Here is a 23,248-nt window from a genome sequence, read left to right as displayed (position 1 = left end):
GTTATTTTACAGACCCCATCATCCCTGCTACGAAATGCTTTTGCAACAGGAAGAAGATAAGTGCTGTAGGTAAAGTTGCGATTACAATGGTTGTCATAATAATCCCATAATCCGGTGTAGAACTATAACCGAGATTTGAAATGATTAATGGAATTGTATGATTTTCAGGTGATTGTAACACAACAAGCGGCCACAAGTAGTTGTTCCAGCTTGCCATAAACGTAATAATTGCTGCCGCCGCATAGGTTGTTTTCATCGTAGGTACATATATTCGGAAGAATACACCAAGCTCTGTTAAACCATCCATCCTTCCCGCTTCTAGTAGCGCTTTTGGAAACATCTTTGTATTCTGTCTGAAGAAAAAGATCAGGAATGCCGTTGTAATACTTGGCAACATAGCAGCTGTTAACGTATCAATTCCAATCCCAGGTGCATATTGAGAAATCGTCCCAAACATTCGGAATAGCGGAATCATCAATGCTGCAAATGGAATCATCATTGAAAGTAGTAAAATAGTAAACACGATATCCTTTGCCTTACTTCTGTAAATTTCAAAGCCATATCCTGCAAGCGATGCAATGATCAAGGATAAAATGGTCGTTGCAATCGAGATAATCGCTGAGTTCATTAACGCTGGAACAAGGTTGACCGAATTTAATAGGTTCTGTAAGTTTTCCAACAAATGTGTTCCAGGCAATAACCTTCCATTTGTTACATCAACAGATTTATTTGTCGCACTAACAATCATCCATAGAAACGGGAAAATAGAGATGATCGTAAAAATCGATAGAATGATATAAACGAAAGCCTGTTTTATTTTATGCATTTTTATCACCTGCTACTTTGAACTGAATGATCGAGAAGAAAATGATCATAATCACGATTGCATATGACACAGTCGCAGCATATCCAAAATCAGGAGTATATTTAAATGAGAGATTATAAATATACTGAGAGATTGTTAATGTTGCGTTACCTGGTCCACCCTTTGTTATGTTCATCACTTCATCAAATAACTGAAGCGTACCAATAGTTGATGTAATCGATGTAAATAAAATGATTGGCTTTAGCATTGGAATTGTAATTTTAAAGAATTGTTGAAATGCATTTGCACCATCAATTTTTGCTGCTTCATAAATAGAGTTATCCACGTTTTGAAGTGCAGATAGGTAAAAAATCATATTATAGCCTGTCCAGCGCCATGTGATTGCGATAATAATCGTTACCTTTGCCCAAAAAGGATCTGTGAGCCATTGAATCGGTTCTGCGATCAGCGAAAGATTGATCAGCATTTTGTTAATGATGCCATCTGTACTAAATAAATATTTGAATACGACCGAATACGCGACGAGTGACGTAATACATGGTAAAAAGATGGCAGTTCGGAAGAATCCCTTTAGTTTCAGACTCTTATTATTCAATAAAACGGATAAAAACATGGCCAGAATGATCATGACAGGTACTTGGATAATCAAGTAAATAACGGTGTTTTTCACAGCAGTTATAAACGTCGGATCTTTAAGTAGCCGCATGTAATTATCGAAACCTACAAAACTTAAATTTGTTCCAGCTCCTGATTGAAAAGAAAGAAGGAGCGCTTGGACCATTGGATAGAAATAAAAGATACAGATCATGAGTGTTGCGATCGAAATAAAGGACCAGCCAATTAGTCCATTTTTAAACCGGAGTTTGTTGTTATACTTTCTTGGTTTCGTCTCTATGTTCTGTTTCGTAGATGCTTGTATCACTTCTCTCAACTCCCTACTAATCTATACAATTAGGATTTCAAAAAGGAGGATGAAGAGGACCAAGAATTTCAAGGCGGCGCAGCTTTGAGTACCGGAGCGTATGCAGTTAATACGTGAGGAACGGAAAAGCAAGCCAACACAGAAATTCGATGCGTCATATTCACCGGACTTTTTGAAAATCCTCTATAAGAATAGCCTCGGAAGAGCCCACCTAACGCTAGTTACGCTTCATTATTCCGTACAAGAAGCTGGCGAGTTCCGAGGCTTATGAAATTACGGTAGATTATTTAATCTGTGTTTCCGCTTGTTGTTGTGCATCTTCTAGGACTGTGTCTAAGTCTTGTCCATTCAGATAATTTTGCATTGCCACAATTAATATACTTTCAATCGCATATGTGTGCATCCCATAGTTTACTTGCGGAATTTCTTCAGCCCATTTCGAGAAATCTGAAACTATTGATTGACCACCAAAGAATTCATCTGTTAGCTGATACGCTTCTCCTTCTGTAGCTGGGGTATAAGTACCGATTACCCCAATTTCAGTTACTAATTTTTGATACAAATCTACATTCGAACCAAATGTCTTTGTAAGGAAATCAACTGCATTCTCTTTACCCGGAACATTTAGAACATACCATGATGCACCACCGAGGTTGGATGCATTTACAGATTCAATGCCTGGTAGAGTTGGATGAGGCACGACTGCCCACTTACCAGATTGAGAACTTTCGGCTTTGATGGAAGGCGTAATCCAGTTTCCAGTCGTTACTGTCGCAACTTCTCCACCATTGAATGTTGCCAAGAACTGATTCCAGTCTGAGTGAAAATTCATGAGGTCGTTCTCAACAAGTTCTTTATAAATCTCAAAAGACTTTTTAAGAGCTTCATTTTCAGCTATATAAGGCGTAGTCCCATCTTCTTTTACATACCACTCACCTGCTGACTGAATCATTGTATGAATAACTCCTAACTCATTTGGGTCAAGAGTAAGTAATCTCTTCCCCGTCGCTTCTTTTACTTTCTTACCAATTTCAATGTATTCTTTCCAATCGATGTTTTGTAAATCTTCAACCGTATAACCCGCTTCTGCTAAGTAATCTGTTCTCACGTATAATCCAGTTACTCCTGAGTCAAATGGAAGACCGTAGTTTTCGTCATTTACACTTGTTGCTTCTACCTTATATGGAACAAAATCTTCTGTTTTATAAGTACCAGTAAGTGGATGGAACATGTCTGGATAAGCATGCAGAAAACTTTGTGCACGATAATCCTCAATTAATACGATATTTGGTAATCCCTTCGTTGTACCAGAACTTAAGCTCGTATTCAGCTTTTGCACAATATCGTCTTGCGCATTTTCAATAATCTTGACGTTAACGTCTGGATTTTCAGCTGCATAAGCTTCTTTTGCTAATTCAACTGCTTTAATGTTAAAGTTTGGATCCCATGCCCAAACGGTAATCTCATTGGCATCTGAGTTTCCCTCTGGTTCAGTACTATTCGAAGACCCCGAAGAACACGCAGCCAACAAAAGCATGCTAACCATCAATAGTGCCATTACTTTCTTCATGTTAACTCCCCCTAAGAATGTCTGTTCATGTAAGCGTTATCCTCCTTACAATTTCTATGTTATCATCACGTAGAGCGTATGAGTTAGGACGATATTTTTGTAAATTTGTGATATTTTTGTATGTTGGTTACGCTTCCATTTCTTAACTTGGATTATCTTTAGGTTTTGTGAAATTTTTTAGCTTTTTTGTATTGGAAGTGTGATACGAACCTTTGTCCCTTCACCGATATTACTTGAGATTGTCACACCATAGTCTTCCCCATATAATAGTTGGATGCGTTCGTTGACATTCCGAACACCGATCCCACTGAACATATGTTGTTTGCGTTTCGTATCCGGAAGTTTGTGATCGGTAGACACTTCCATACCGTCACCATTATCTAGGATCTCACAAATGAGGGTATCTTCTTCTTTCCAAACGAGAACATTAATGGTCCCACCACTCTTTTTATTGAAGCCATGAAAAAAGGAATTTTCAATAAATGGTTGTAGAATGAGTTTCGGAATTTGGACATCATTACTCTCCGGTCCGATAAAATAATTTACCCGAATTCGCTCACCATATCGTTTCTGATTAATAAAGACATAGCTTTTTAAATTATCGATTTCCTGGTCCACAGTAATCGTTTCACTAATATTGCCAATGGTATTTTGGAGGAGAGAGATTAGCGCATTGACCGTTTCGGTTGCCTCTTCTTTTCCACCTTGCTGCACCATGAACTTGATTGAAGTTAACGTATTATATAAAAAATGTGGATTGATTTGTTGCTGGAGTGCCGCTAATTCTGCATTCCGTTTCTGTTTTTGGCTCAGCACAAGCTTGTCTACATACTCATGAAGCTCATCAAGCATTGAATTGAAGGCTTGACCAATTTGTTGTGTTTCATACGTACCCGTTACTGGTATATAATGATCAAAGTCATTTTTGGGGGTATTTTCAATTTGCTTTACGAGATTTGTCAACGAATTTGTCAACCTTCTTGAGGCGAAAAACACAATGATAATCGCCAGAATCATAAATAGTACGCTGATCATGACAATTGATTTTTTATCAATGATATCCTTAAATGCTGTTTGCTTATCAATTAAATTGACCAGATACAAATTCATGGTAGGGCTAAATTCTGACATAATAATATGATCTTTCCCCTTAAAATCTGTATCCATATAATTCTTTTGTTGATTCTCTAATTGGATGGCATAGTTAAGAAGTTCTACTTCTTTTTTTCCAATGAACTCCTCCCGATTACTAGATAAAATGGTCCCCGCTTGATCCATCACTAGCACATCATTTCCCAAGCTGGTGTAGCTACTATAAAACTTTCGAAAATCTTCTTCTAGAATCGTAAAGTACATGGAACCATAAATATAGTTTGACGTACGTTCCATAAATGCCTTTGATGCAATAATGAATTGATCATCCTTTTGTTGTTCAAGATGATAAAGCAGTTTTTTAGGCTGTTTTAGTGTAGCCGTAGTAATGAAGTGATCCTGCAATCTTTCATCGGATAAGGCCCATGAAGGTCGATCCGTTGCATAACTAATACCATTTATACCATGGACCAAAATGCTAACATTATAAGCTTCTACACTTGATTCTATCGTTTCCAATTGTGAATTTACTTGATAATAATAGCTGCCCAACATACGATTTGAGTGATTACCTGTGAGAAAACTCTTAACCGTTCCGTTTTGTAAGAGTTTATTCGAAGCGATCACAATCGAATAATGAAAAGTACCTAAACTCTCCTTTATCTGGTCCATCACCTTGCTATTGTTAAAACTAAACCGCTCGACAAAAAACTTCTCTGACATTCGGAAAGTGGTCCATGATATCAATGAGGAAACCGTAACAATGATAACGATGGTAAGAAGAAACATTTTATAAAACAGACTATTATGTTTAAATCCATTACGTAAAATTCTCATGTACATCTCATCTCTTTTTTCGTCTAAATTTACTAGGTGACATTCCGTGTACCTTTTTAAAAACTTTACAGAAATAACTATGATCCGAATAACCAACCATTCCACTAATTTCTGAAATGGGTGCTGTATCCTTTAGCAGGAGCTGTGAAGCTTTTTCAATTCGAACTTTATTCAAATACTCAATAAATCCTTCTTTATTATGAGTCGAAAAATAGCTGGACAAATACGAAGGATTAAAATGGAAATGTTCGGCTACACCAGCAAGGCTTAGTGGTTCCGCATAATGTTCTTCAATATATTGCAGGATTTTTTTCATATTCAAATTAATCGGTTGATTCTTCTCCGATTGTAGGCATTTGTTTACTTGTTCAATAAAAGTTAGTAGAATTTCGACTGTTTCAGTAGATGATTGAGCCTCATTAATTGATCTGAAATATTCATACTTGGCATTCTCTATCTCCGTGAAATCGTACTCCGAATTACCTAGAAGAACGGTAATGTGAAAGATGATATGTTCAAAGAATGATTTAAACTCAAATACATCTGTTGTATAGCTTGTAGAAAATGAAGTTACATAATCCTGCAAATAGCTGAAAGCATCTTGGAAGCGATCTTGCTTACATTCGTTTGTAAACCACTCTATCTTAAAAGGTTCAATGTTAGGGATGTCTTTTTGTAAATCTTGAGCCTGTAAAAGAGGGATGTGTGGAAAATAAAATTGATATTGCATTAGTTTTGAAACCTTATCCCGATAAATGAGTCCAATCTGTGAGAAGTCAGCGAACGGCTCACTTAGAACAAAGCCTGAATCCTTTTGACTTTCCGCCATCATGTTTGCAAAATCGATGACACTTTGAGTGTGGTCATTTTTTACATTCAGAAGAATGACAGTTTCATCTTTATTAAAGGGAATCGTGTGATAGATTCCTTGGTCTATAAAAGATTGGAATTGTCCGGTGATACGATCCTGAATTTGGCTACGTTCAACTCTTGGAAGGTTCACATTAAAAACAACCCCTAATTGATAGAAACTGTCATATGGAAACACCCTAGATATCAGTTCGGCGTCGTAATCTGTTTCATACCCTGACATGATCTTATCAATGACATGATTGATTGAAATGTAATCCTGCTGTTTTGTCTCAATAGAATTTGCTGAGGGTATTCTGCTTACTGCTTTATTTAGCACACTTAATAGTGAATTGGCATCTAGCTTGGGCTTTAATATATAATCAACAACTCCACTTTGAAAACTAGACCGAACATAATCAAACTCTCCGAAACTACTTAATACAATGATTTCAATCTCAGGATATTTTGACTTTACGATTCTTGTTAGTTCTTCTCCGTCCATAATTGGCATTACAATATCAGTAATGACGATTTTGGGCTGCGTTTGTTCAATGATTTCAAGCGCTTCCTTTCCATTCGAAGCTTCCCCTACAATTTGAAAACCTTCCTGCTCCCAATTCACATAATGTTTGATCCCCTGTCTAATTAAGACTTCATCATCAACAATCACAATTTTACACAATTCATTCGTTGTCATTTGTTGTTCACCCTATTTGCAAAATTTTTTTTATATCTATTATACACGTCTATTTCTTATCTCCCTGAGAACAAATATATGAAACCATTTCCTTTGCTGCATATGAAACATACTTGTCTTTTTTTAATATTATTCCTATCTTCCAGATGATAGTTGGTTCAATCGGAATCGCTTTAATAAGACTTTGGTCTACTCTTTTTGCAAGGGATTGAGGAAAAATCGAGACGCCAAGATTCTGTTTCACCATCTCCGTAATAAAGTCCCAATAAGTACTTTGGTACGTAACATTGGGACGGAATCCGGCTTTTAAGCATTCCTGCAGAACTTGCTGATAGAGAGTGGAATCATCTTGAAAATGGACAACTGATTCATCCTTTATGTCGACTAAAGAAACCTTTTCTCTAGTAGCAAGAGGATGAGAAGCATGAACAAATAACATCATCTCCTCCTCTACAATAGGAATCACATCAAATTCATCTTCATCAACAGGTAATGGTGCCACACCTAAATCAAGCATCCCTTCTTTTACCGCATCCTTTATTTTTAGTGCACCATTTTCCACTAGTTGGATTGAGATATCAGGGTGTAAATCTCGGAATCCTTTTATAATTTTTGGGAAGAACAAATATCCAATAAGAGGAGGAACCCCAATTTTCAGCTTTCCTTTTTTCAAATTCATCATGTCATTTAAGAGCGAAGATAAATCATCTATCTTCTCTAGGATCTTTTTTCCTTCCTCAAATACAATTTCGCCTGCAACGGTTAACTCAATCCTCTTCGCTGACCGATCAATTAGTTCCATTTTCAACTCATCTTCAAGATTTTTTACCATTTTGCTAATGGTCGGTTGAGATAAGCAAAGGACTTGAGCTGCACGAGTAAAGCTTTTTTGCTTTGCCACTTCAATAAAATAATATAATTGCTTTGTATCCATTGTTCGACTCCTTTATAGATCCGTTTCATGATTGCTAACATTATTATTCATTTTAGCTATATGTAGAATTTTGTACAAATTTTCGAAGCTGATTGCAAACCAAAGGCAGATGGGGGTCAATGGCGAAATATAGATAAAATGCATAGGTTTTATAATTTATATTCATTTTACTTATAGTTTAATATCGGTTACATTATTATTTGTTAGTGTTCTAATATCTTTAATTAAAGATTCTTTAATTAAAAGTATAATAAAGGGGAAAATTAAAATGGATTTATTAGGTATATTGGGGATTTTGTTAGGTATCGTAACAATCGTTCTCTTTATTATTAAAAAGTTCAATATCATCGTTGCCGCGCCTATAGCGACGATTGTCGTGTTGCTTTTTAACGACGTACCGATACTAGAAACCGTATTTGGCAAGGAAAATTCGTATATGACTTCTCTTGCTGGGTTTATTGCATCCAATTTCGCGATTTTCTTATTAGGTTCGATCTTGGCAAAATACATGGATAAAAGTGGGGCAACGGTTTCAATTGCAAATAAAGTATTGTCTGTGGTAGGGACAAAAAATCCGTACAATGCATTAGTGGCATTGTTTATTATTTCGGCTCTCCTTACGTACGGTGGTATTAATGTATTCGTTATTATCTTTGCATTAATTCCAATGGCGAAACCAATCTTCAGACAACTTAATCTTTCGTGGAAGTTAGTTACCATTCCCGTATTTGGTGGTACTTCAACATTCACGATGACGATGTTGCCAGGGGCACCTTCTTTACACAATGTTGTTCCTTCAACGGCTTTGGGTACTACCTTAACGGCTGCGCCTGTTATCGGAATCTCTACTTCCATTGCAGCCATTATATTTATACTAATCTTTATGAAATTCTCGTTGTCCAGAAGCTTAAAGAAAAACGAGACATTTAATGTAGATGAGAAAGTTGAAAGTGGTAATGAGGCATCTAAACGTGACCTCCCATCATTTATTATCAGTTTACTTCCTATCATCGTATTATTAGGCATCATATTAGTATTTAGTTCTATAAGTAACATCATTATTGTCGCTCTTATTGCTGCGATTGTATTAAGTGCACTATTGTTCCGTAAACAAATCGCACAGCAAAAAGAAGTATTAAATCAAGGTGCTAACGAGTCGCTATCATCGACGATCACTACTGGTAGTACGATTGCTTTTGGTAGTATTGCAACCAGTGTTCCTGCGTTTAAGGGCGTATTCCAATTGATCCAATCGATTCCTGGCCCTCCTGTACTTTCATTAATGATTGGGACAGGTCTTATCGGTGGTATTACCGCTTCAGCGGTTGGAGCAATCGGGATTTCGGTTGCGAACTTTGCCCCAATTTATTTAGATATGGGATTAGACCCTGAAACAGTTCACCGCGCAATCGCAATCGGATCTGGAGCTCTATCAATTGTTCCTTACTCTGGATTCTTGATTATCTTTAACAATATAACTGGTTTAAAAATGAAAGACACTTTCAAAAATGGATTTATCAGTATAAGTGTTACCCACTGGATTGCAATGGCCGTTATTGTCATCATGACAATCTTAGGTTTAGCTTAATAACGATCGATTGTAGGGTTATTAAAGAAATTTGGAAAGACGGGACAATAAGAACTTTATTTTAGAGTGCTTTTTGTAATAAAAAAATCATCTGGAGGAATTTATCATGAGTAAAAAAATTGGATTTGTTGGATTAGGAACAATGGGCTTCCCAATGGCAGTTAACTTAAAGAAAGCTGGGTTTGAAGTAATCGGTTATGATGCATTTAAAGGTGTTTATGAGAAGGCAGAAGCTGCTGGATTTACAATGGTTGAAACGTTAAAAGAAGTGGCGGAACAAGCCGACGAAGCGATTATCTCAATGGTACGTGACTATGCGCAAAATGTTGATGTCATCTTCGGTGAAAATGGTCTATTATCTGCACAGCCAAAAAATAAAACAGTTATTGTCATGAGTACACTTGATCCTCAAACAATGAATGAATTAGGCGAAAAGGTTGAAAGTGAAAGCGGTTTGACATTAATTTCAGCAGCAGTTAGTGGAGGTCGTTCAGGTGCAGAAGCTGGAACATTATCCATTATGACAGCTGGTAAAGAAGAGATTGTAAAATCATTCCACCCATACTTTGACGCAATCGGTTCTAACACATTCTACTACGGCAGCGAACCAGGTAACAGCCAAGTAGCAAAATTAGTGAATAACATGGTTCTTGGCGTTAACATGAATGCAGTGGCTGAAGGACTTAAATTAGGTAAACATTATAACTTACCTGAAGAAGAAATCTTAAACCTATTAAAAGTAAGTACTGGTGATAGCTGGGTCGTTCGAAATTGGAGCGATGTATCTGAGTGGACAGCAGAAACTGCATTATCTGTTCTACTAAAAGACTTAATTGCTACTTACAACCAAGGAATTAAACATAATGTAGCCATGCCATTCAATGCCTTATCTTCAACACAATTATTTGACTCTATGGGGAAAGAAAAACCAAAAGCGTAATATAGTTAGTCGGCCTTCCGGTGAATCGGAAGGCTTTTTATATGGCTACAAATTTTTCTTTGTCCGATATAATAGGGTTTCGGTCCGATATTTTAAGATTTATGTCCGATAAATTTCGATCTTTGTCCGATATATTGCAAGTTTGGTCCGTTATCCACTGATTAGAGCGAAGGTTCCCCTTGCCTCACTTATATGAGCCAACCAAACTAGGACATTGAATCTATCCCTATGTTATACTAGATTCCATATTCTGGTTTGGAGGGTCTTTTTTGAATTCGATTATTAATTTTATTAAAAAGATGACGTTACGACAGAAGTTGTTTTACATAATCGTTCTCCTTTGTTTTTTAGCTAGCATCGTGTTTGTCTATAACAATTATGAATTTTATGAGCGTCCAATCGCTAAAGTTATTGAAGTAAGTTTGGAAGATGAGACAGAAATGATGGATGGGCTTGAGAATAAAGATACGCTGTTCTCCCAGCACATCGTTGCGGAAATAAAAAATGGTGAGGAAAAGGGAAGCCTGATTCATCTAGAAAATGAATATTCCTCCTCAAAAGCGTATGATTACGAATTTCGTGTTGGGAATGAATTGTTTGTTACGATCGATGGGGATAACGAAGGGGATACAGATTTAACTGGCACAATCCTTGAGGTTAAACGTGATAAATATTTACTGATAGTTGCTTGGATTTTTATCTTTATTTTACTATTGGTCGGGAAAAAGCAAGGTCTGTTGTCTATTTTTAGCTTGGTAATCAATGCACTCATTTTATCGTATGCCTTGGACCTTTATTTGGACAAACCCGACCGAAGTCTATTAATGATATGCAGTATCGGGATTATTTTCTTTACGGTCATATCATTGTTACTTGTCAATGGTCTTAATGAAAAAACATATAGCGCGATTATCGCGACCTTACTTGGAACTTTTGTTTCTTTAGCCGTTGCGTATCTAGTAATATTGGTAACTAATGGTGAAGGTCTCCGATATGAAGAACTGCAATTTATTACGCGTCCGTATAAAACGGTATTTATGGCGGGGTTATTTATTGGTTCCCTAGGGGCTGTTATGGACGTCGCCATTACCATGTCTTCTTCAATCTTTAGTTTGTATGAAAAAAATAACAACATTTCCGTAAAAGCACTTGTAAAGTCTGGGTTGGAAATTGGTAGAGATATCATGGGAACGATGACGAATATACTGTTTTTTGCATACATAAGCGGTTCAATCCCATTATTGATTTTATATTTTAAAAATGCATCTCCATTCGGTTTTACTTTGAACATGAATCTTTCGCTGGAACTGGCTCGTGCACTAGCCGGTGGCATTGGAATTGTACTGGCGATTCCAATTGGGTTGTATACGACGATATTTTTCATTTGTAGAAAGAGGGCGCGGTCATGAATGCTTTAGTCTTACTAGCAGCCATTTTATTTATCTTAATGACCCTTATTGGTGGAAAAAAAGGAGTTCGTTCATTTTTGGCGTTGTTCTTTAACTTTGGGGTGCTCATGATTACGGTCATTTTTATGAACGACCCGAGTCTGAACCCAATTTACTTAACTTTGATAGCATGTGTTGCGATAAGTGGCATTAATCTTTTTTATATCAATGAAGTGAATAGTAAAACAAAAACAGCCTTTATTTCTACGATTATTACAACGGTTATCCTGCTATTGTTTATTCTTGTGATTACAAACAAGACGATGATTCAAGGGTTTGGTGAGGAGGAAATCGAAGAGCTTGGTATGTTCTCACTTTATATTGGAGTCGATTTTGTAAAGATTGGGGCTTCCGTCATCATTATGAGTACCATTGGGGCCATTACAGATGCAGCAATCGCAATCTCATCACCGATGCGGGAAATTCATTACCATAATCCGAATCTAAGCCGAAAAGAATTATTCTCTTCTGGGTTAAGCATCGGAAGAGATATCCTTGGAACAAGTACCAATACGTTATTCTTTGCCTTCTTTGGAGGCTATCTTGCCCTTTTAATTTGGTTTAAGGATTTACATTATTCAATCGGTGAAATCGTAAACTCAAAGATATTTAGCGCCGAAATGGTGACGATTCTGATTGCCGGAATCAGTGTAACTCTCGTAATACCTATTACCGCATGGATTACGGCTTACTTTTTCGTAAAAAAAGCAAACTAAGTTACGGTGGGGCACGAGAACAGGTCCATCATCCCTACTGGGACAGTGGACCTGCCCTTCTGTCCCTAATTCCTCTTTGATAGAAATGTGCCTAGTTTTTGAAGAACGTCACTGCTAATATAGGGCTCTATTTTTTTCACTTCTTCTTTGATATTCTCCTCTTTTACTTCAATTAATTGAAAGAAACGGGAGAGGACTTCATGGTTTACTGCCAATTGCTTAGCTAGCTTTTCTCCATTTTCTGTGAAGGTAATAATCCCATATCGCTGAAATTCAATCAGGCCTTCCTCCTTCAACTTCTTTGCCATTTTTGACGCGGAGGGAACGGAAACATTCAATGACTTTGCCAGTTGAGAAACGCGTGTAAAACCTTCTTCATTTATATTCTCATAGATTTCCACAAGATACTGTTCTTGCTTAGCTGAAAGCATCTATTTTCACACCACCTTGAATCAAATCCTTTATTCAAGAGTTACCACTCCTATCATCAGAGGCATTGCCTGTAATTTGGTTAAAGGTGTCCGTATCAAGCACACCCAAAGCCCTAAGAATAATAGAATACTTTACAATCTTCGAATAGATTCTTGGACTTCTTTGCATCTTTTCCACCCTCCTTTTTGGGTCACGGGGACAGGTCCCGTGTCCCACCCTTTTTTTAATAGAAAGCCTAGTGGTCGACAGCTACCCCTTAATCAAGAGGCATATTGGGACGAGGGACCTGTCCCTCTGTCCCAGCTTTTTTGGAGAGCATTCCGTGTCTAGGGGAGAAGATGAAGCTGATGAGAAAGATAACACCTGTTGCAAAGGCCATGGAACCGGAAATAGACGTATCAATCCAGAGTGCAAAATAGTATCCCATTATTGCGGATATCACCCCGAAGGATGCACTTAGACCAATCATAACTAATAGTTTGTCAGTCCAAAGATAGGCGGATGCTGCTGGTGTGATGAGCATAGCCACGACCATGATGGCACCTACTGCATCAAATGAAGCAACCGTCGTAATGGACACAAGTGTCATAAACAGGTAATGCATCCCAAGTACCGGAATACCAATACTGGCTGCGAGTGATGGGTCGAACGTTGTGAGCTTCCACTCCTTATAAAAGAGCCCGATTACCAAAATAACGACAAATAGTACAACGAGTAACATAAGTGTTGCGAGAGGAATTTCTCCAAGTAGAGGCACAAAAACTGTATTCCAAGGAACAAATGAGATTTCTCCCATCAAGGCGTGCTGCACATCAAGATGCGCATTTCCAACCTTTGTCGCAATCAAGATAACACCGATCGCAAATAGAGTTGTAAAAACGACACCGATGGAAGCATCCTGCCCCACGCCTTTTGAATGGAACCACTGTACTAAAAACGTCGTTAAGATTCCAGTAACGGCGGCGCCGATGACCATGTGAATTCCACTTAAGCTATGCGTAAGCAGGTAGGCCATCACAATCCCGAGCAACACGGTATGACTAATCGCATCTGCCATCATTGCCATTTTTCGAAGAATGAGAAACACCCCCACGATTCCACAAGAAATACCAACTAGAGATGCTGTTAGGAGAATCCATGCTGTGTACGTCATTAATTTCCCTCCTTTACAATAGAGGTTGCAACCATCTGTTCATGTACTTCTTTTCGTTTATTTCGTAACATCATAGATTCAATGACCAACCCTTTTTTAATTCCCAAAAATAAGGATATTAGAAAGATAGATCCTGAGGTCACGACAATGAATGGCCCCGTTGGTAATCCAACTCCTAAAGCGCTAATTGTTGTTCCAACAGCACCTGAAACCCCTCCGAAAATTCCTGATAACCACATCATGGTTTTGAATGAGTGCGTCCAATATCGTGCACTGACAGGTGGGATTATTAGTAGGGCTGACATAAGAATGACGCCAACCGCCTGAATTCCTACGACAACCGTGAGTACGAGTATTAATAAATAGATGATGTTCATCCCTTTTATGGATAGGTTTAGCCCCTTTGCGAAGTTCGGGTCAAACAAAAACAGTTTCCATTCCTTGAAGCCAATTACAACTATAAAAATCACAGCAATCGCTAAAATTGACATGGTCATTACATCTGACGAGACCATCGAGGCAGCTTGCCCAAAGATAAAATTGTTTAAACCAGCCTGATTGCCTGTACTCGTCTTATTCACAAGAGTCAACAGAACCATTCCTCCGCCAAAAAACACGGCTAAAATCATCCCCATCGCTGTGTCTTCCGTGATACGAGTTGTTGATTTTATCAACATGATACAGAATGCCCCAAGGAGCGCACTAATAGATGCTCCAATCATTAAAACAAACAAGTCTTTCACCTGAAATAATAGAAAGATCAATACTACTCCAGGAAGAGCTGCATGTGAAAGTGCATCACTCATCAGACTTTGCTTTTTCCAATAAGCTAAACAACCAACCAAACCTGCAGCTACTCCAAGGAGCAATGTACTAAACAAAACCCACTGAAAGTTACTTGAGAGTAGAATTGACAACGCCAACTCCCTCCTTCAACCATCGAATGGTTCCACCATAGGTTCTTTCTATATTTTCCGTTGTGAAGGTTGAAGCAACATCACCGTGTGCAATCACAGAACGATTTAAAAATAAGACTTGATCAAAGTAATCTTCTACAGTCTGGAGATCATGATGAACAACGAGTACAGTTCTCCCTTCATTTTTCAATTCTTTTAAAATTGTCATAATCGCTCTTTCTGTAGCTGCATCAACACCAGCAAGCGGTTCATCCATAAAATACAAATCTGCATATTGGATCAAAGCCCTCGCTAAGAAGACGCGTTGCTGCTGTCCACCTGACAATTCACTAATTTGTCGATGTGCATAATCAGCCATCCCCACTTTATCCAAGGCCTCAAGAGCCTTTACACGATGATGTTTGTTTGGCCACTTTACCCATCCGATTTGTCCGTACATCCCCATCATCACAACATCCAATGCATCTGTAGGAAAATCCCAATCAACTGAGCCTCTTTGTGGGACATACCCAACTCGTGCCTTTTCCTTTTTTAAAGTGGTTCCAAAAAAAGAAGTTGTACCTGTTAAACGTGGGTGAAGTTCAAGTAAAACTTTAATAAGGGTTGATTTCCCCGCTCCATTTGGACCAACGATGCTTGTTAGTGACCCTTGCTTTATTGTAAATGAAACATCTTGAAGCACTGTATTTTTCCGATATGCGGCACTAAGTCCATCCACTGTAAGTACGCTCATTCATCAACACTCCTTGTTAACCCATCGTAAACCGTTTTGACATTGTGACGATACATTCCTAGATAGGTGCCTTCCTCAGTTCCGGCCTGCCCCATCGCATCTGAGAAAAGCTCTCCTCCCAACGAAACTTCTAGACCTTTTTTAGCGGCACCCTCAATTACTGCCTTGATTGAGTTTTGGTTGATACTACTTTCTACAAAGACAGACGGTACCTTTTTTTCAATTAACAAATCAACTGTTGATTGGATATCGGATATTCCGACTTCATCCTCCGTACTTAGCCCCTGCAAACCAACCACTTCGATGTCATACATGCGGCCAAAATAGCCAAATGCATCATGCGCCGTGACAAGGACACGTTGTTCTTCTGGAATACTTGACATTTTCTCGGTTGCCTCAGCTTTTAGCTCATCGATTCTAGCGAAATAATCTTTTTTGTTTTCCTCAAAATAACTAGCATCATTTGGTGAAAGTTTTTTTAAGTTTTCAGTTGCACTATCTAATGCATCCTTCCAAAGGTCTAAGTCAAACCAAATATGTGGGTCAATCGCACCCTCTTCGTCCTTTAACAAGCGACTTTCATCGATTGAGTCCCCAATCGCAAATACCGGTTTCGTTTCATTCAACTTGTCAAAAACTTCGCCTAAATTACCTTCTAGGTGTAATCCATTGTAAAAAATGATATCTGCATTTTGTAGGGTGGCGATATCTCCTTGGGTAGCTTGATACAGATGCGGATCAACTCCAGGACCCATAAGACTTATAACTTCAACCCGGTCTCCACCAATGATTTGCATGGGTTCACCTATTTGCGCAATCGTTGTGACAACTTGAATTGTTCCCTTCGTGGAATCCTCGTTATGCGGCTCACTAGTTGTCTTGCTGCACCCTATAAGTACCAGCGTCATACATACACCCACAACCATTAGTCGAATCATTATTTTTACTTTTTTCAATTTTAGCTCCTCCTTGCATTAATGAAGAAATGTTGCATTAGGGAAACTTTTTGAGTAAAAAAAATAGACTGATGGACTTTCCTCACGGACAAAAAGTTTCCTTAAGGAAAAACTAACTCATTACAACCTATTCTGTCAAGATTAATTTTTAGAAAAATATAAAAATAGGCGGGACGCGGGGACAGGTCCCTCGTCCCAGAAGGTAGAAACGCTGAGGACCTAGGCTTCTGCGGTTTATGAGGGACTTTTCGACTGTGATTTTTGTTAAAAGTGGTCTTCATCCACCTTATGAAGGACTTTTCAGTCGTTTTTTTGCTCAAAATGGTCTTCATCGGGCTTATGAAGAACTTTTCAGATGTGTTTTTTGCTCGAAGTGGTCTTCATCAAGCTTATGAAGATCTTTTCAGTCGTGTATTTTGCTCGAAGTGGCCTTCATGCTTACACAACACAACTCAAAAATACAACCAAATTCAACTAATGCAAAAAAGCCAATTCCCCTCAAGTGGGAAATCGACTCTTTGCATTTGAAACACAGGAACGGGTGGAACAATGGACCTATCCCTTAAAGTGCTTCCTTTATGATCTTTTTGTAATACATCACAGATAGGATACCAAAGATGGAATAGAGTAGGGTGTATAGGACCATGACGATGATCATCGGGGTCCAGAGCTCCGTTCCGAACCAGAACCATCCTGATTTCACGGCGAAATAACTGTGACTTAATCCGACTACTAATGGTATTCCGAAGTTAAATAATTGTTTGATTTTGATACCATTTACCAGGTCCGTTCTTGTGAAACCTAATTTACGCAAAATCGTGTAGCTTCCTTTTTCCTCTTCACCTTCATCCATTTGCTTGAAATAGAGAATACAACCTGACGTAACTAAGAAGACCAATCCAAGAAATCCGACGATGAACATCATCATGCCCATATTTCTTTTTTGGTCGGTAAAGGCATCTAGCTGCGATTCATGCGCCGCCCATTTTGCAATATCTAATTCATGAAAAATATCATTTGCCTTTTGTAGGTCATCTCTTTCTTCAATATCAATCCCAATTGATTTAGAAAATTCATGTGCTACCTCTGGGTCTGTATCGGAAGCTAATTGCTGATAAACTGTATCATCTACAACTGCGACCGGCAACCCACCATTTGTTAAACGCAATGGTAGTACATTTATTTCTTCGAATCCTATAAACTCTAAATCAATCGCTGTTGTTTTACCTTTTACAGTAAAATCCCCTTTGTTAAAAGTCATAAAAGACTCAATAGCAGAGTTGTTATTTACAAATATCGATTCATTTTCAACAACATCGAGATCATCAACTGAATCATCAGAAACAATAACCAGCGGCATTTGATCGATACTATCTGCCCCTGACGGTTGCTCCAGGCTAATTTCGAGTATATTAGTCTGGTCTGAAGTCACATGTAAAAATCCAACTTCTGTTTTAGAATGGTCTATTTGATTTTTATCCAAAGCCTCAATAAATTGACTAGCACGCTCTTCATTCGGGATCGAAAAATCATAAACGACAGATTCTGCCGCTGACTTTTCAGCTGAATAATACGAAATATATGTGAGTGACAGCAGCCCTAGAGATAAAGCTGATACCGTTGTAATAACCGTGAGTAAAATCGAATTAGACTTCATCCGAAACATAATCGACGATAATGAAAGTACTTTATTCACCGTCAGATACCCGTTATTCTTTTTCCGTATTAGATTAAAAACAAACCGAATTGATCCTTTGTAAAAAAAGTACGTTCCAATAATCACAGAGCCTAAGATGGCTATCATAGCCATAAACAATTCTTCCATCGTCGTAAACTGTCCATCGAATAGCTTAGTTGATAAATAATAGCCAAAGATGACTAGCCCAAGCCCGAGTACACCAATCACCACTTCAAGTACGGAGACCTTACGTCTTTTGTCTTCTGTTGTAGAAGTCGTATTGAACAATGATAGAATTTGCTGTTGTTTTATAAACAACGCATTCATTCCCATAATCAACACATAAATCGCAGCAAACACTAGCACCGTTTGAACAAGAGCTTCAGGTGAAAAACGCAACTCGGCAACCTCATTGATCCCAATGATTTTTAACAAAATCATCATTACAAGTTTTGAAGATACAAACCCGAGAAAGATTCCTATGATCATTGATCCGAAATACAAAATCATGTTTTCGACACTTAAGATCCAAAATGTTTTTCCTTTTGAGATACCGACTAATTGGAACAACCCAATTTCCTTACCACGACGCTTAATGAATAAGGTATTAGCATAAACAAGGAAAACCATAACGATGGCGATTAGCATGACAGACGCAGCCTTTATCGCAGCAGCACCCTTAACAGCCCCTGCCGCTTCATCCATCGCTGGGTCATACTGCAACGTAACAAAGGCAAAGTATAACGCGACACTAAAAATGAGAGCAAACACATATAAATAATAGTTTTTAATGTTTTTTACTAGATTTCGAAGGATGAGGCTTTTAAAGCTCATGCTGCACCCCACCTAACACAGCCTGGGTTTTTATAATATCATTGAAGAAGTCCTGTCTGCTCTCTTCGCCTCGATTTAATTTCGTAAAGATTTGCCCATCTCTGATAAAAATAACCCGGCTGCAGTAGCTTGCTGCTTGAGGGTCATGTGTGACCATCACAATGGTTGCTTCCCGCTTTTCATTTAAGTCACTTAGTTTGTTTAGTAAGTCTGAAGCCGACTTTGAATCAAGCGCACCTGTTGGTTCATCCGCAAAAATAATACTCGGTTCATGTACGAATGCACGTGCTGCTGAAGCCCGCTGCTTTTGGCCTCCTGAAATCTCGTTCGGATATTTATCTTTCACTTCAAAAATTCCTAATTCCTTTGCCACATCCTCAAACATGACTTGTGCAGCTCTAGGTGAAATTCTATTAACCGTTAGTGGCAGCATAATATTTTCTTTTACCGTTAATGTATCTAATAGATGATATTCCTGAAAAATAAACCCGAGGTGCTGTTTTCGAAATTCAGCAAGTTGTTTGTCTTTCATGCTTGTGAATTCCTTGCCTTCCACTCGGATCGACCCTGAGCTTACGCGATCAATGGAGGAAAGTACATTTAGTAATGTTGTTTTACCAGAGCCTGAAGGGCCCATGATTCCAACGAACTCACCCTTCTTAACCTCGATGTCGATTCCTTTTAGAACCTCTTGGCGGTTCCACTTGTTTCCGTATGTTTTTACAATTTTATTAGCTTCTAAAATGTTCAATTGTATCAACTCCTTACCTATAGCATAAACGGGATTGAGCTCTTTTTCCTTCGAATCACCGAACAAAACATGAAAGCATGTGACATTCTTGTCACATGCTTGTTAGTTTGAGAAAGTCATTTTCTCTCGGAAAGGTGAGTGTAAAAGTTGTTCCCTCTCCATATACAGAGTGGACATCTATACTAATTTTTAACGGCTTTGCCGCATTTTTTGTGAGGTAAAGACCCATTCCAGTTGCCGCATGATCCCGATGGTCAGTTGTAGACGTGAATCCTTTTTCGAAAATGCGTGGAAGGTCCTTCTCCTTAATGCCGCGTCCGTAATCTTTGATTTCTAAGACCACTTGGTCATTTTTTTGATAGCTTCGGATTTCGATATCGGCATTTTCACTATATTTTACCGCATTGGTTAGGAGTTGCCGCAACATAAATTGAAGCCACTTTCCGTCAGAAACCACATCTGAAGCCTCTAGCGACACATCAAAGCCAATCCCCTTTTGAAAACACCATGATTTTAATGATTGAATTTCTTGAATGAGTAATCCTTTCAAATCAACCTTCTCGATATAGAGGTCGTTTTCCATGAAAGGGATTCGCCGCCCGTGCAGCTGAAGGTCAAGAAGCAAGTGAACCCGAAGCCATTCTGACATGAGCTGCTCCTTTAACGTGTGGTCCTCGACTCTTTCAATCATTAATCTCATCGTTGTCAGTGGCGTTTTAACTTCGTGAATCCAGGATAATAATTCATCTTTTTCCTGTTCAACACTTGTTGCGTAACGACTTATTTCACTTTTATAATAATGATGATGCTGTTTAAGAGCCGATTCTACCATTTTTTCGAAAGGTGTATTACTTTCTTGGAGGCTTTCGATACCTACACCTGGGTCCCATTCTTCTATATTTTTATAAAAAGAAGCTTCCCGATTGTGACGAATCACGAGAAATAAAATAAATATGACGACAAAGACAAAAACAATATAGAGAATAGAACGAAATGACAGGGATGAATCAAGATACCCAATCAGCAGGATTAACACTTGAAGAAAGCAGAATAATAGTATCCAACTGCGCCTTTCGACGAGAAATTTCTTTATCATTCCACGCCATCCTCTTCCCTAGCCATATATCCTTGTCCGACTTTCGTCTCAATAAATTGACCTAGGCCGATTTCATCAAGGCGCTTTCGTAATCGATTGACGTTTACTGTCAGGGTATTGTCACTTACAAATCGTTCATCATCCCACAGACTTTTGATGAGCTCCTCACGGCTGACGATTTGGTTTACATTTTCAATTAGAATTTTCAATATAAACATTTCATTTTTTGTTAGTTCAATTGTTCCAGTATCCTTTTGCACAGTGTTTTTTACGTAATCAACAGATGCCCCATTCCAAATTTTTAAATGAATTTGCTGTTCAAGGCTGTAATTGTAGACTCGTCTAAGGACGGCCTGAATTTTCGCAATGAGCACGTCAAAATGAAACGGCTTCTGAACAAAATCATCCGCACCCAACTGCATCGACATCACCATATCCGTCGGGTGGTCCCTCGACGACAGAAAAATAATCGGGACCTTCGAATGCGTTCGAATCATCCGACACCAATGAAAGCCATCAAATTTCGGCAGCTGAATATCGATAATAACCAGATCGGGTTGAATTCTCGTAAACTCCTTCATTACATTACTGAAGTCACCGATCCCATACACATCATACGACCACTGCAACAACCGCTCCCGTATCTCATTAAACAAACTCACATCATCTTCAATCAACAAAATCTTAAACACACTACCACCATCTATCTGGGACACAGGGACAGGTCCCGCGTCCCACCATTTTATGGGAAACACTTTTTCCTGAACAGGGCCTTCCAATCAGCTATTCCCCTATGTCCAATTTTCTAATATACCCTCATTTTATACCAAAATGTACCATTCGACCATGAGATTGTCTTAAAACAATTACCCTCGAGAAAAGGTAGAAGTAAAAGCACATCTTATTATTTGTTATAATATAAGATATTGAGGTGAAGACATGCAAAAACTAGTATTTGAAGCTGCCTGGGATCGGACGATTTCGCGGAAGGATCGAGATGTAATCGAACAGCTCTTTCGTGAAGAGATCATAGAAGAAGGAATTAGTTTTACTATTATCCGGGTGGCAGTAAACCACAAAAACGAACGGTTAGTAACCGCAATTGTACATAATCGAACGGCACAATATCTTGTATTTGAAAATACACCGTTACAGTTTTGTGACGGAGATAGACTCCTAGTTGAGCACGAGTTTACCCTATCCGCTCTTCAGGTACCACCTGAAACCAGCATGCCGTGGACGTTTATTTTTCCAGCTGATGGTTTTGAGATTCCAAATTCGATCGAACATGCGACACTTAGACATAAAAAAGAGAAGTAGACTCACGTTTAGAATCTACTTCTCTTTTTTTACTTGACTGGACCTTTTGTGATTTCGGTAAGCGTCGAATTGATCGCAAAGATCTTCCCGTTTACACCGTTGATACCAAAGCCACCTAATCTTTTCGTATGCATGTCGAGGTATTTTTCAGCAGTTTCTTTTGTCTCGAATAAATAGATTCCACCCGCTTCTTTTGCTTCCGGATTTTCGGTCCAAATTTTCCAGATGAAACCTGGTTCTTCATTAATGCTTTTGGCCAAATCAGTAAACGCTCCAGCCATTTCATCTCCGAATGGTCCATCCATTTTAAAATCTACCTGTAATACGTATGCCATAGTGACTCTCCTTTTTATACAGTTTGTAATTCAGAATCCTTTTGTCTGATTCCTTTTAATGCTGTAGACCACGCGACAACATCGTCTATTGTTTTATGTAAGGAATCCTCGTGGAAAGGTGCTGGATTAAATCTACTCATATCTTGAAAATCAGTAAATAGACTCATCGCAACAGAAGGTCCAACAGTTGCTACCTTTGGCACTGTTAAAATAAGGCGTAAATCATTTGCCGCGGTAACACCTAAAGTTGATCCATAACTTACAATTCCCGCTGCTTTATGATTCCACTCAACGTATAAATAATCAATTGCATCCTTCAACCCAGAGGTAATAGCCTTATTATATTCCGGAGTGACAAATATAAATCCATCGAGACTACTAATTTTTTCAGACCATGCATGTGCTTCTGGAGCTTGATATTCCTGTGACATAATCGCCGGAATAGGCTCATTAAATTTTGGTAGGTTATAGTCTTTAATGTCTACTAACTCAAATTCTGCATCCGTTCTTTTATCCGCGATTGATTTCACCCATTCTGCGACTTGTAGATTCACCCTTGAATCTCTTGTGCTACCTGTAAGAATACCAATTTTAATCATGTTTATATTCATTCCTTTCGCT

Annotated in this window: 22 protein-coding genes; 5 read left to right on the top strand and 17 right to left on the bottom strand. The window is 38.4% G+C overall.

The features are described from left to right. Position 1: 1 nt before the first annotated feature. The 6 genes from CKJ95_RS20705 to CKJ95_RS20680 form a co-directional block, all read right to left on the bottom strand. Entirely contained in the window at positions 2-826 is an 825-nt protein-coding gene (locus CKJ95_RS20705; RefSeq protein WP_099355356.1) for a carbohydrate ABC transporter permease, read from the bottom strand. Next, the gene (locus CKJ95_RS20700) at positions 819-1,748 is read right to left on the bottom strand and encodes a carbohydrate ABC transporter permease (RefSeq protein ID WP_180271616.1); all 930 of its coding nucleotides are present in this window, start codon (positions 1,746-1,748) and stop codon (positions 819-821) included. Before CKJ95_RS20700 ends, CKJ95_RS20705 begins: the two co-directional genes overlap by 8 nt. 283 nt (positions 1,749-2,031) lie before the next feature. Beyond that, the gene (locus CKJ95_RS20695) at positions 2,032-3,318 is read right to left on the bottom strand and encodes an ABC transporter substrate-binding protein (RefSeq protein WP_099355355.1); all 1,287 of its coding nucleotides are present in this window, start codon (positions 3,316-3,318) and stop codon (positions 2,032-2,034) included. 177 nt (positions 3,319-3,495) lie between these two features. Beyond that, the gene (locus CKJ95_RS20690) at positions 3,496-5,247 is read right to left on the bottom strand and encodes a sensor histidine kinase (protein ID WP_099355354.1); all 1,752 of its coding nucleotides are present in this window, start codon (positions 5,245-5,247) and stop codon (positions 3,496-3,498) included. A 7-nt stretch (positions 5,248-5,254) separates the two neighbouring features. After that, a complete protein-coding gene (locus tag CKJ95_RS20685; RefSeq protein WP_099355353.1) occupies positions 5,255-6,796 on the bottom strand; it encodes a response regulator transcription factor in 1,542 nt (513 codons plus the stop codon). 49 nt (positions 6,797-6,845) lie between these two features. Beyond that, the gene (locus CKJ95_RS20680) at positions 6,846-7,730 is read right to left on the bottom strand and encodes a LysR family transcriptional regulator (RefSeq protein ID WP_099355352.1); all 885 of its coding nucleotides are present in this window, start codon (positions 7,728-7,730) and stop codon (positions 6,846-6,848) included. A 268-nt stretch (positions 7,731-7,998) separates the two neighbouring features. On the opposite strand from CKJ95_RS20680, the gene CKJ95_RS20675 reads away from it, so the two are divergent. The 4 genes from CKJ95_RS20675 (at position 7,999) to CKJ95_RS20660 (ending at position 12,422) form a co-directional block, all read left to right on the top strand. After that, positions 7,999-9,318, top strand: a complete 1,320-nt coding sequence (locus tag CKJ95_RS20675) for a GntP family permease (protein ID WP_099355351.1) — start codon at positions 7,999-8,001, stop codon at positions 9,316-9,318. Positions 9,319-9,424: 106 nt separating this feature from the next. Next, positions 9,425-10,258: an NAD(P)-dependent oxidoreductase gene (locus CKJ95_RS20670; protein WP_099355350.1), complete on the top strand. Its 834-nt coding sequence runs from the start codon at positions 9,425-9,427 to the stop codon at positions 10,256-10,258. A 299-nt stretch (positions 10,259-10,557) separates the two neighbouring features. Further along, complete coding sequence (locus CKJ95_RS20665) at positions 10,558-11,667, top strand: YibE/F family protein (RefSeq protein WP_099355402.1); 1,110 nt, start codon at positions 10,558-10,560, stop codon at positions 11,665-11,667. Next, a complete protein-coding gene (locus CKJ95_RS20660) occupies positions 11,664-12,422 on the top strand; it encodes a YibE/F family protein (protein WP_099355349.1) in 759 nt (252 codons plus the stop codon). The genes CKJ95_RS20665 and CKJ95_RS20660 overlap by 4 nt, the downstream gene beginning before the upstream one ends. A 65-nt stretch (positions 12,423-12,487) precedes the next feature. Here CKJ95_RS20660 and CKJ95_RS20655 read toward each other — a convergent pair whose 3' ends face one another. The 9 genes from CKJ95_RS20655 to CKJ95_RS20615 form a co-directional block, all read right to left on the bottom strand. Continuing rightward, the gene (locus CKJ95_RS20655) at positions 12,488-12,853 is read right to left on the bottom strand and encodes a metal-dependent transcriptional regulator (protein WP_099355348.1); all 366 of its coding nucleotides are present in this window, start codon (positions 12,851-12,853) and stop codon (positions 12,488-12,490) included. Between the two features lie 257 nt (positions 12,854-13,110). Further along, positions 13,111-14,007 carry a metal ABC transporter permease gene (locus CKJ95_RS20650; RefSeq protein WP_099355347.1) on the bottom strand — a complete coding sequence of 299 codons (897 nt, stop codon included), beginning with the start codon at positions 14,005-14,007 and terminating at the stop codon, positions 13,111-13,113. Further along, positions 14,007-14,924, bottom strand: coding sequence for a metal ABC transporter permease (locus CKJ95_RS20645; RefSeq protein WP_099355346.1), 918 nt, complete (start codon positions 14,922-14,924; stop codon positions 14,007-14,009). Before CKJ95_RS20645 ends, CKJ95_RS20650 begins: the two co-directional genes overlap by 1 nt. Further along, positions 14,902-15,657, bottom strand: a complete 756-nt coding sequence (locus CKJ95_RS20640; protein ID WP_099355345.1) for a metal ABC transporter ATP-binding protein — start codon at positions 15,655-15,657, stop codon at positions 14,902-14,904. The genes CKJ95_RS20645 and CKJ95_RS20640 overlap by 23 nt, the downstream gene beginning before the upstream one ends. Further along, positions 15,654-16,583 carry a metal ABC transporter solute-binding protein, Zn/Mn family gene (locus CKJ95_RS20635; RefSeq protein ID WP_373604862.1) on the bottom strand — a complete coding sequence of 310 codons (930 nt, stop codon included), beginning with the start codon at positions 16,581-16,583 and terminating at the stop codon, positions 15,654-15,656. The genes CKJ95_RS20640 and CKJ95_RS20635 overlap by 4 nt, the downstream gene beginning before the upstream one ends. Before the next feature lie 592 nt (positions 16,584-17,175). Further along, entirely contained in the window at positions 17,176-19,125 is a 1,950-nt protein-coding gene (locus CKJ95_RS20630; RefSeq protein WP_099355344.1) for an ABC transporter permease, read from the bottom strand. Continuing rightward, positions 19,115-19,876 carry an ABC transporter ATP-binding protein gene (locus CKJ95_RS20625; RefSeq protein ID WP_099355343.1) on the bottom strand — a complete coding sequence of 254 codons (762 nt, stop codon included), beginning with the start codon at positions 19,874-19,876 and terminating at the stop codon, positions 19,115-19,117. Before CKJ95_RS20625 ends, CKJ95_RS20630 begins: the two co-directional genes overlap by 11 nt. Before the next feature lie 91 nt (positions 19,877-19,967). Continuing rightward, positions 19,968-20,972, bottom strand: a complete 1,005-nt coding sequence (locus CKJ95_RS20620) for a sensor histidine kinase (RefSeq protein WP_099355342.1) — start codon at positions 20,970-20,972, stop codon at positions 19,968-19,970. Then, positions 20,969-21,664 (bottom strand): response regulator transcription factor, encoded by a 696-nt coding sequence (locus CKJ95_RS20615; protein ID WP_099355400.1) that lies wholly within the window; start codon positions 21,662-21,664, stop codon positions 20,969-20,971. Before CKJ95_RS20615 ends, CKJ95_RS20620 begins: the two co-directional genes overlap by 4 nt. 247 nt (positions 21,665-21,911) lie before the next feature. On the opposite strand from CKJ95_RS20615, the gene CKJ95_RS20610 reads away from it, so the two are divergent. After that, positions 21,912-22,292, top strand: coding sequence for an SLAP domain-containing protein (locus tag CKJ95_RS20610; RefSeq protein ID WP_099355341.1), 381 nt, complete (start codon positions 21,912-21,914; stop codon positions 22,290-22,292). A 29-nt stretch (positions 22,293-22,321) separates the two neighbouring features. Here the strand turns inward: CKJ95_RS20610 and CKJ95_RS20605 are convergent, their stop codons facing one another. Both CKJ95_RS20605 and CKJ95_RS20600 read right to left on the bottom strand, forming a co-directional pair. Next, positions 22,322-22,627: a monooxygenase gene (locus CKJ95_RS20605; RefSeq protein ID WP_099355340.1), complete on the bottom strand. Its 306-nt coding sequence runs from the start codon at positions 22,625-22,627 to the stop codon at positions 22,322-22,324. A gap of 14 nt (positions 22,628-22,641) precedes the next feature. Further along, the gene (locus tag CKJ95_RS20600) at positions 22,642-23,226 is read right to left on the bottom strand and encodes an NADPH-dependent FMN reductase (RefSeq protein WP_099355399.1); all 585 of its coding nucleotides are present in this window, start codon (positions 23,224-23,226) and stop codon (positions 22,642-22,644) included. Between the last annotated feature and the right edge of the window lie 22 nt (positions 23,227-23,248).

Origin of the sequence: Fredinandcohnia onubensis, assembly GCF_002734285.1 — a bacterium.
GTDB classification, from domain to species: Bacteria; Bacillota; Bacilli; order Bacillales; family Bacillaceae_L; genus Ferdinandcohnia; species Ferdinandcohnia onubensis_A.
The sequence above is the reverse complement of the archived record's forward strand: the minus strand, read 5'-3'. Positions and strand labels throughout refer to the sequence as shown.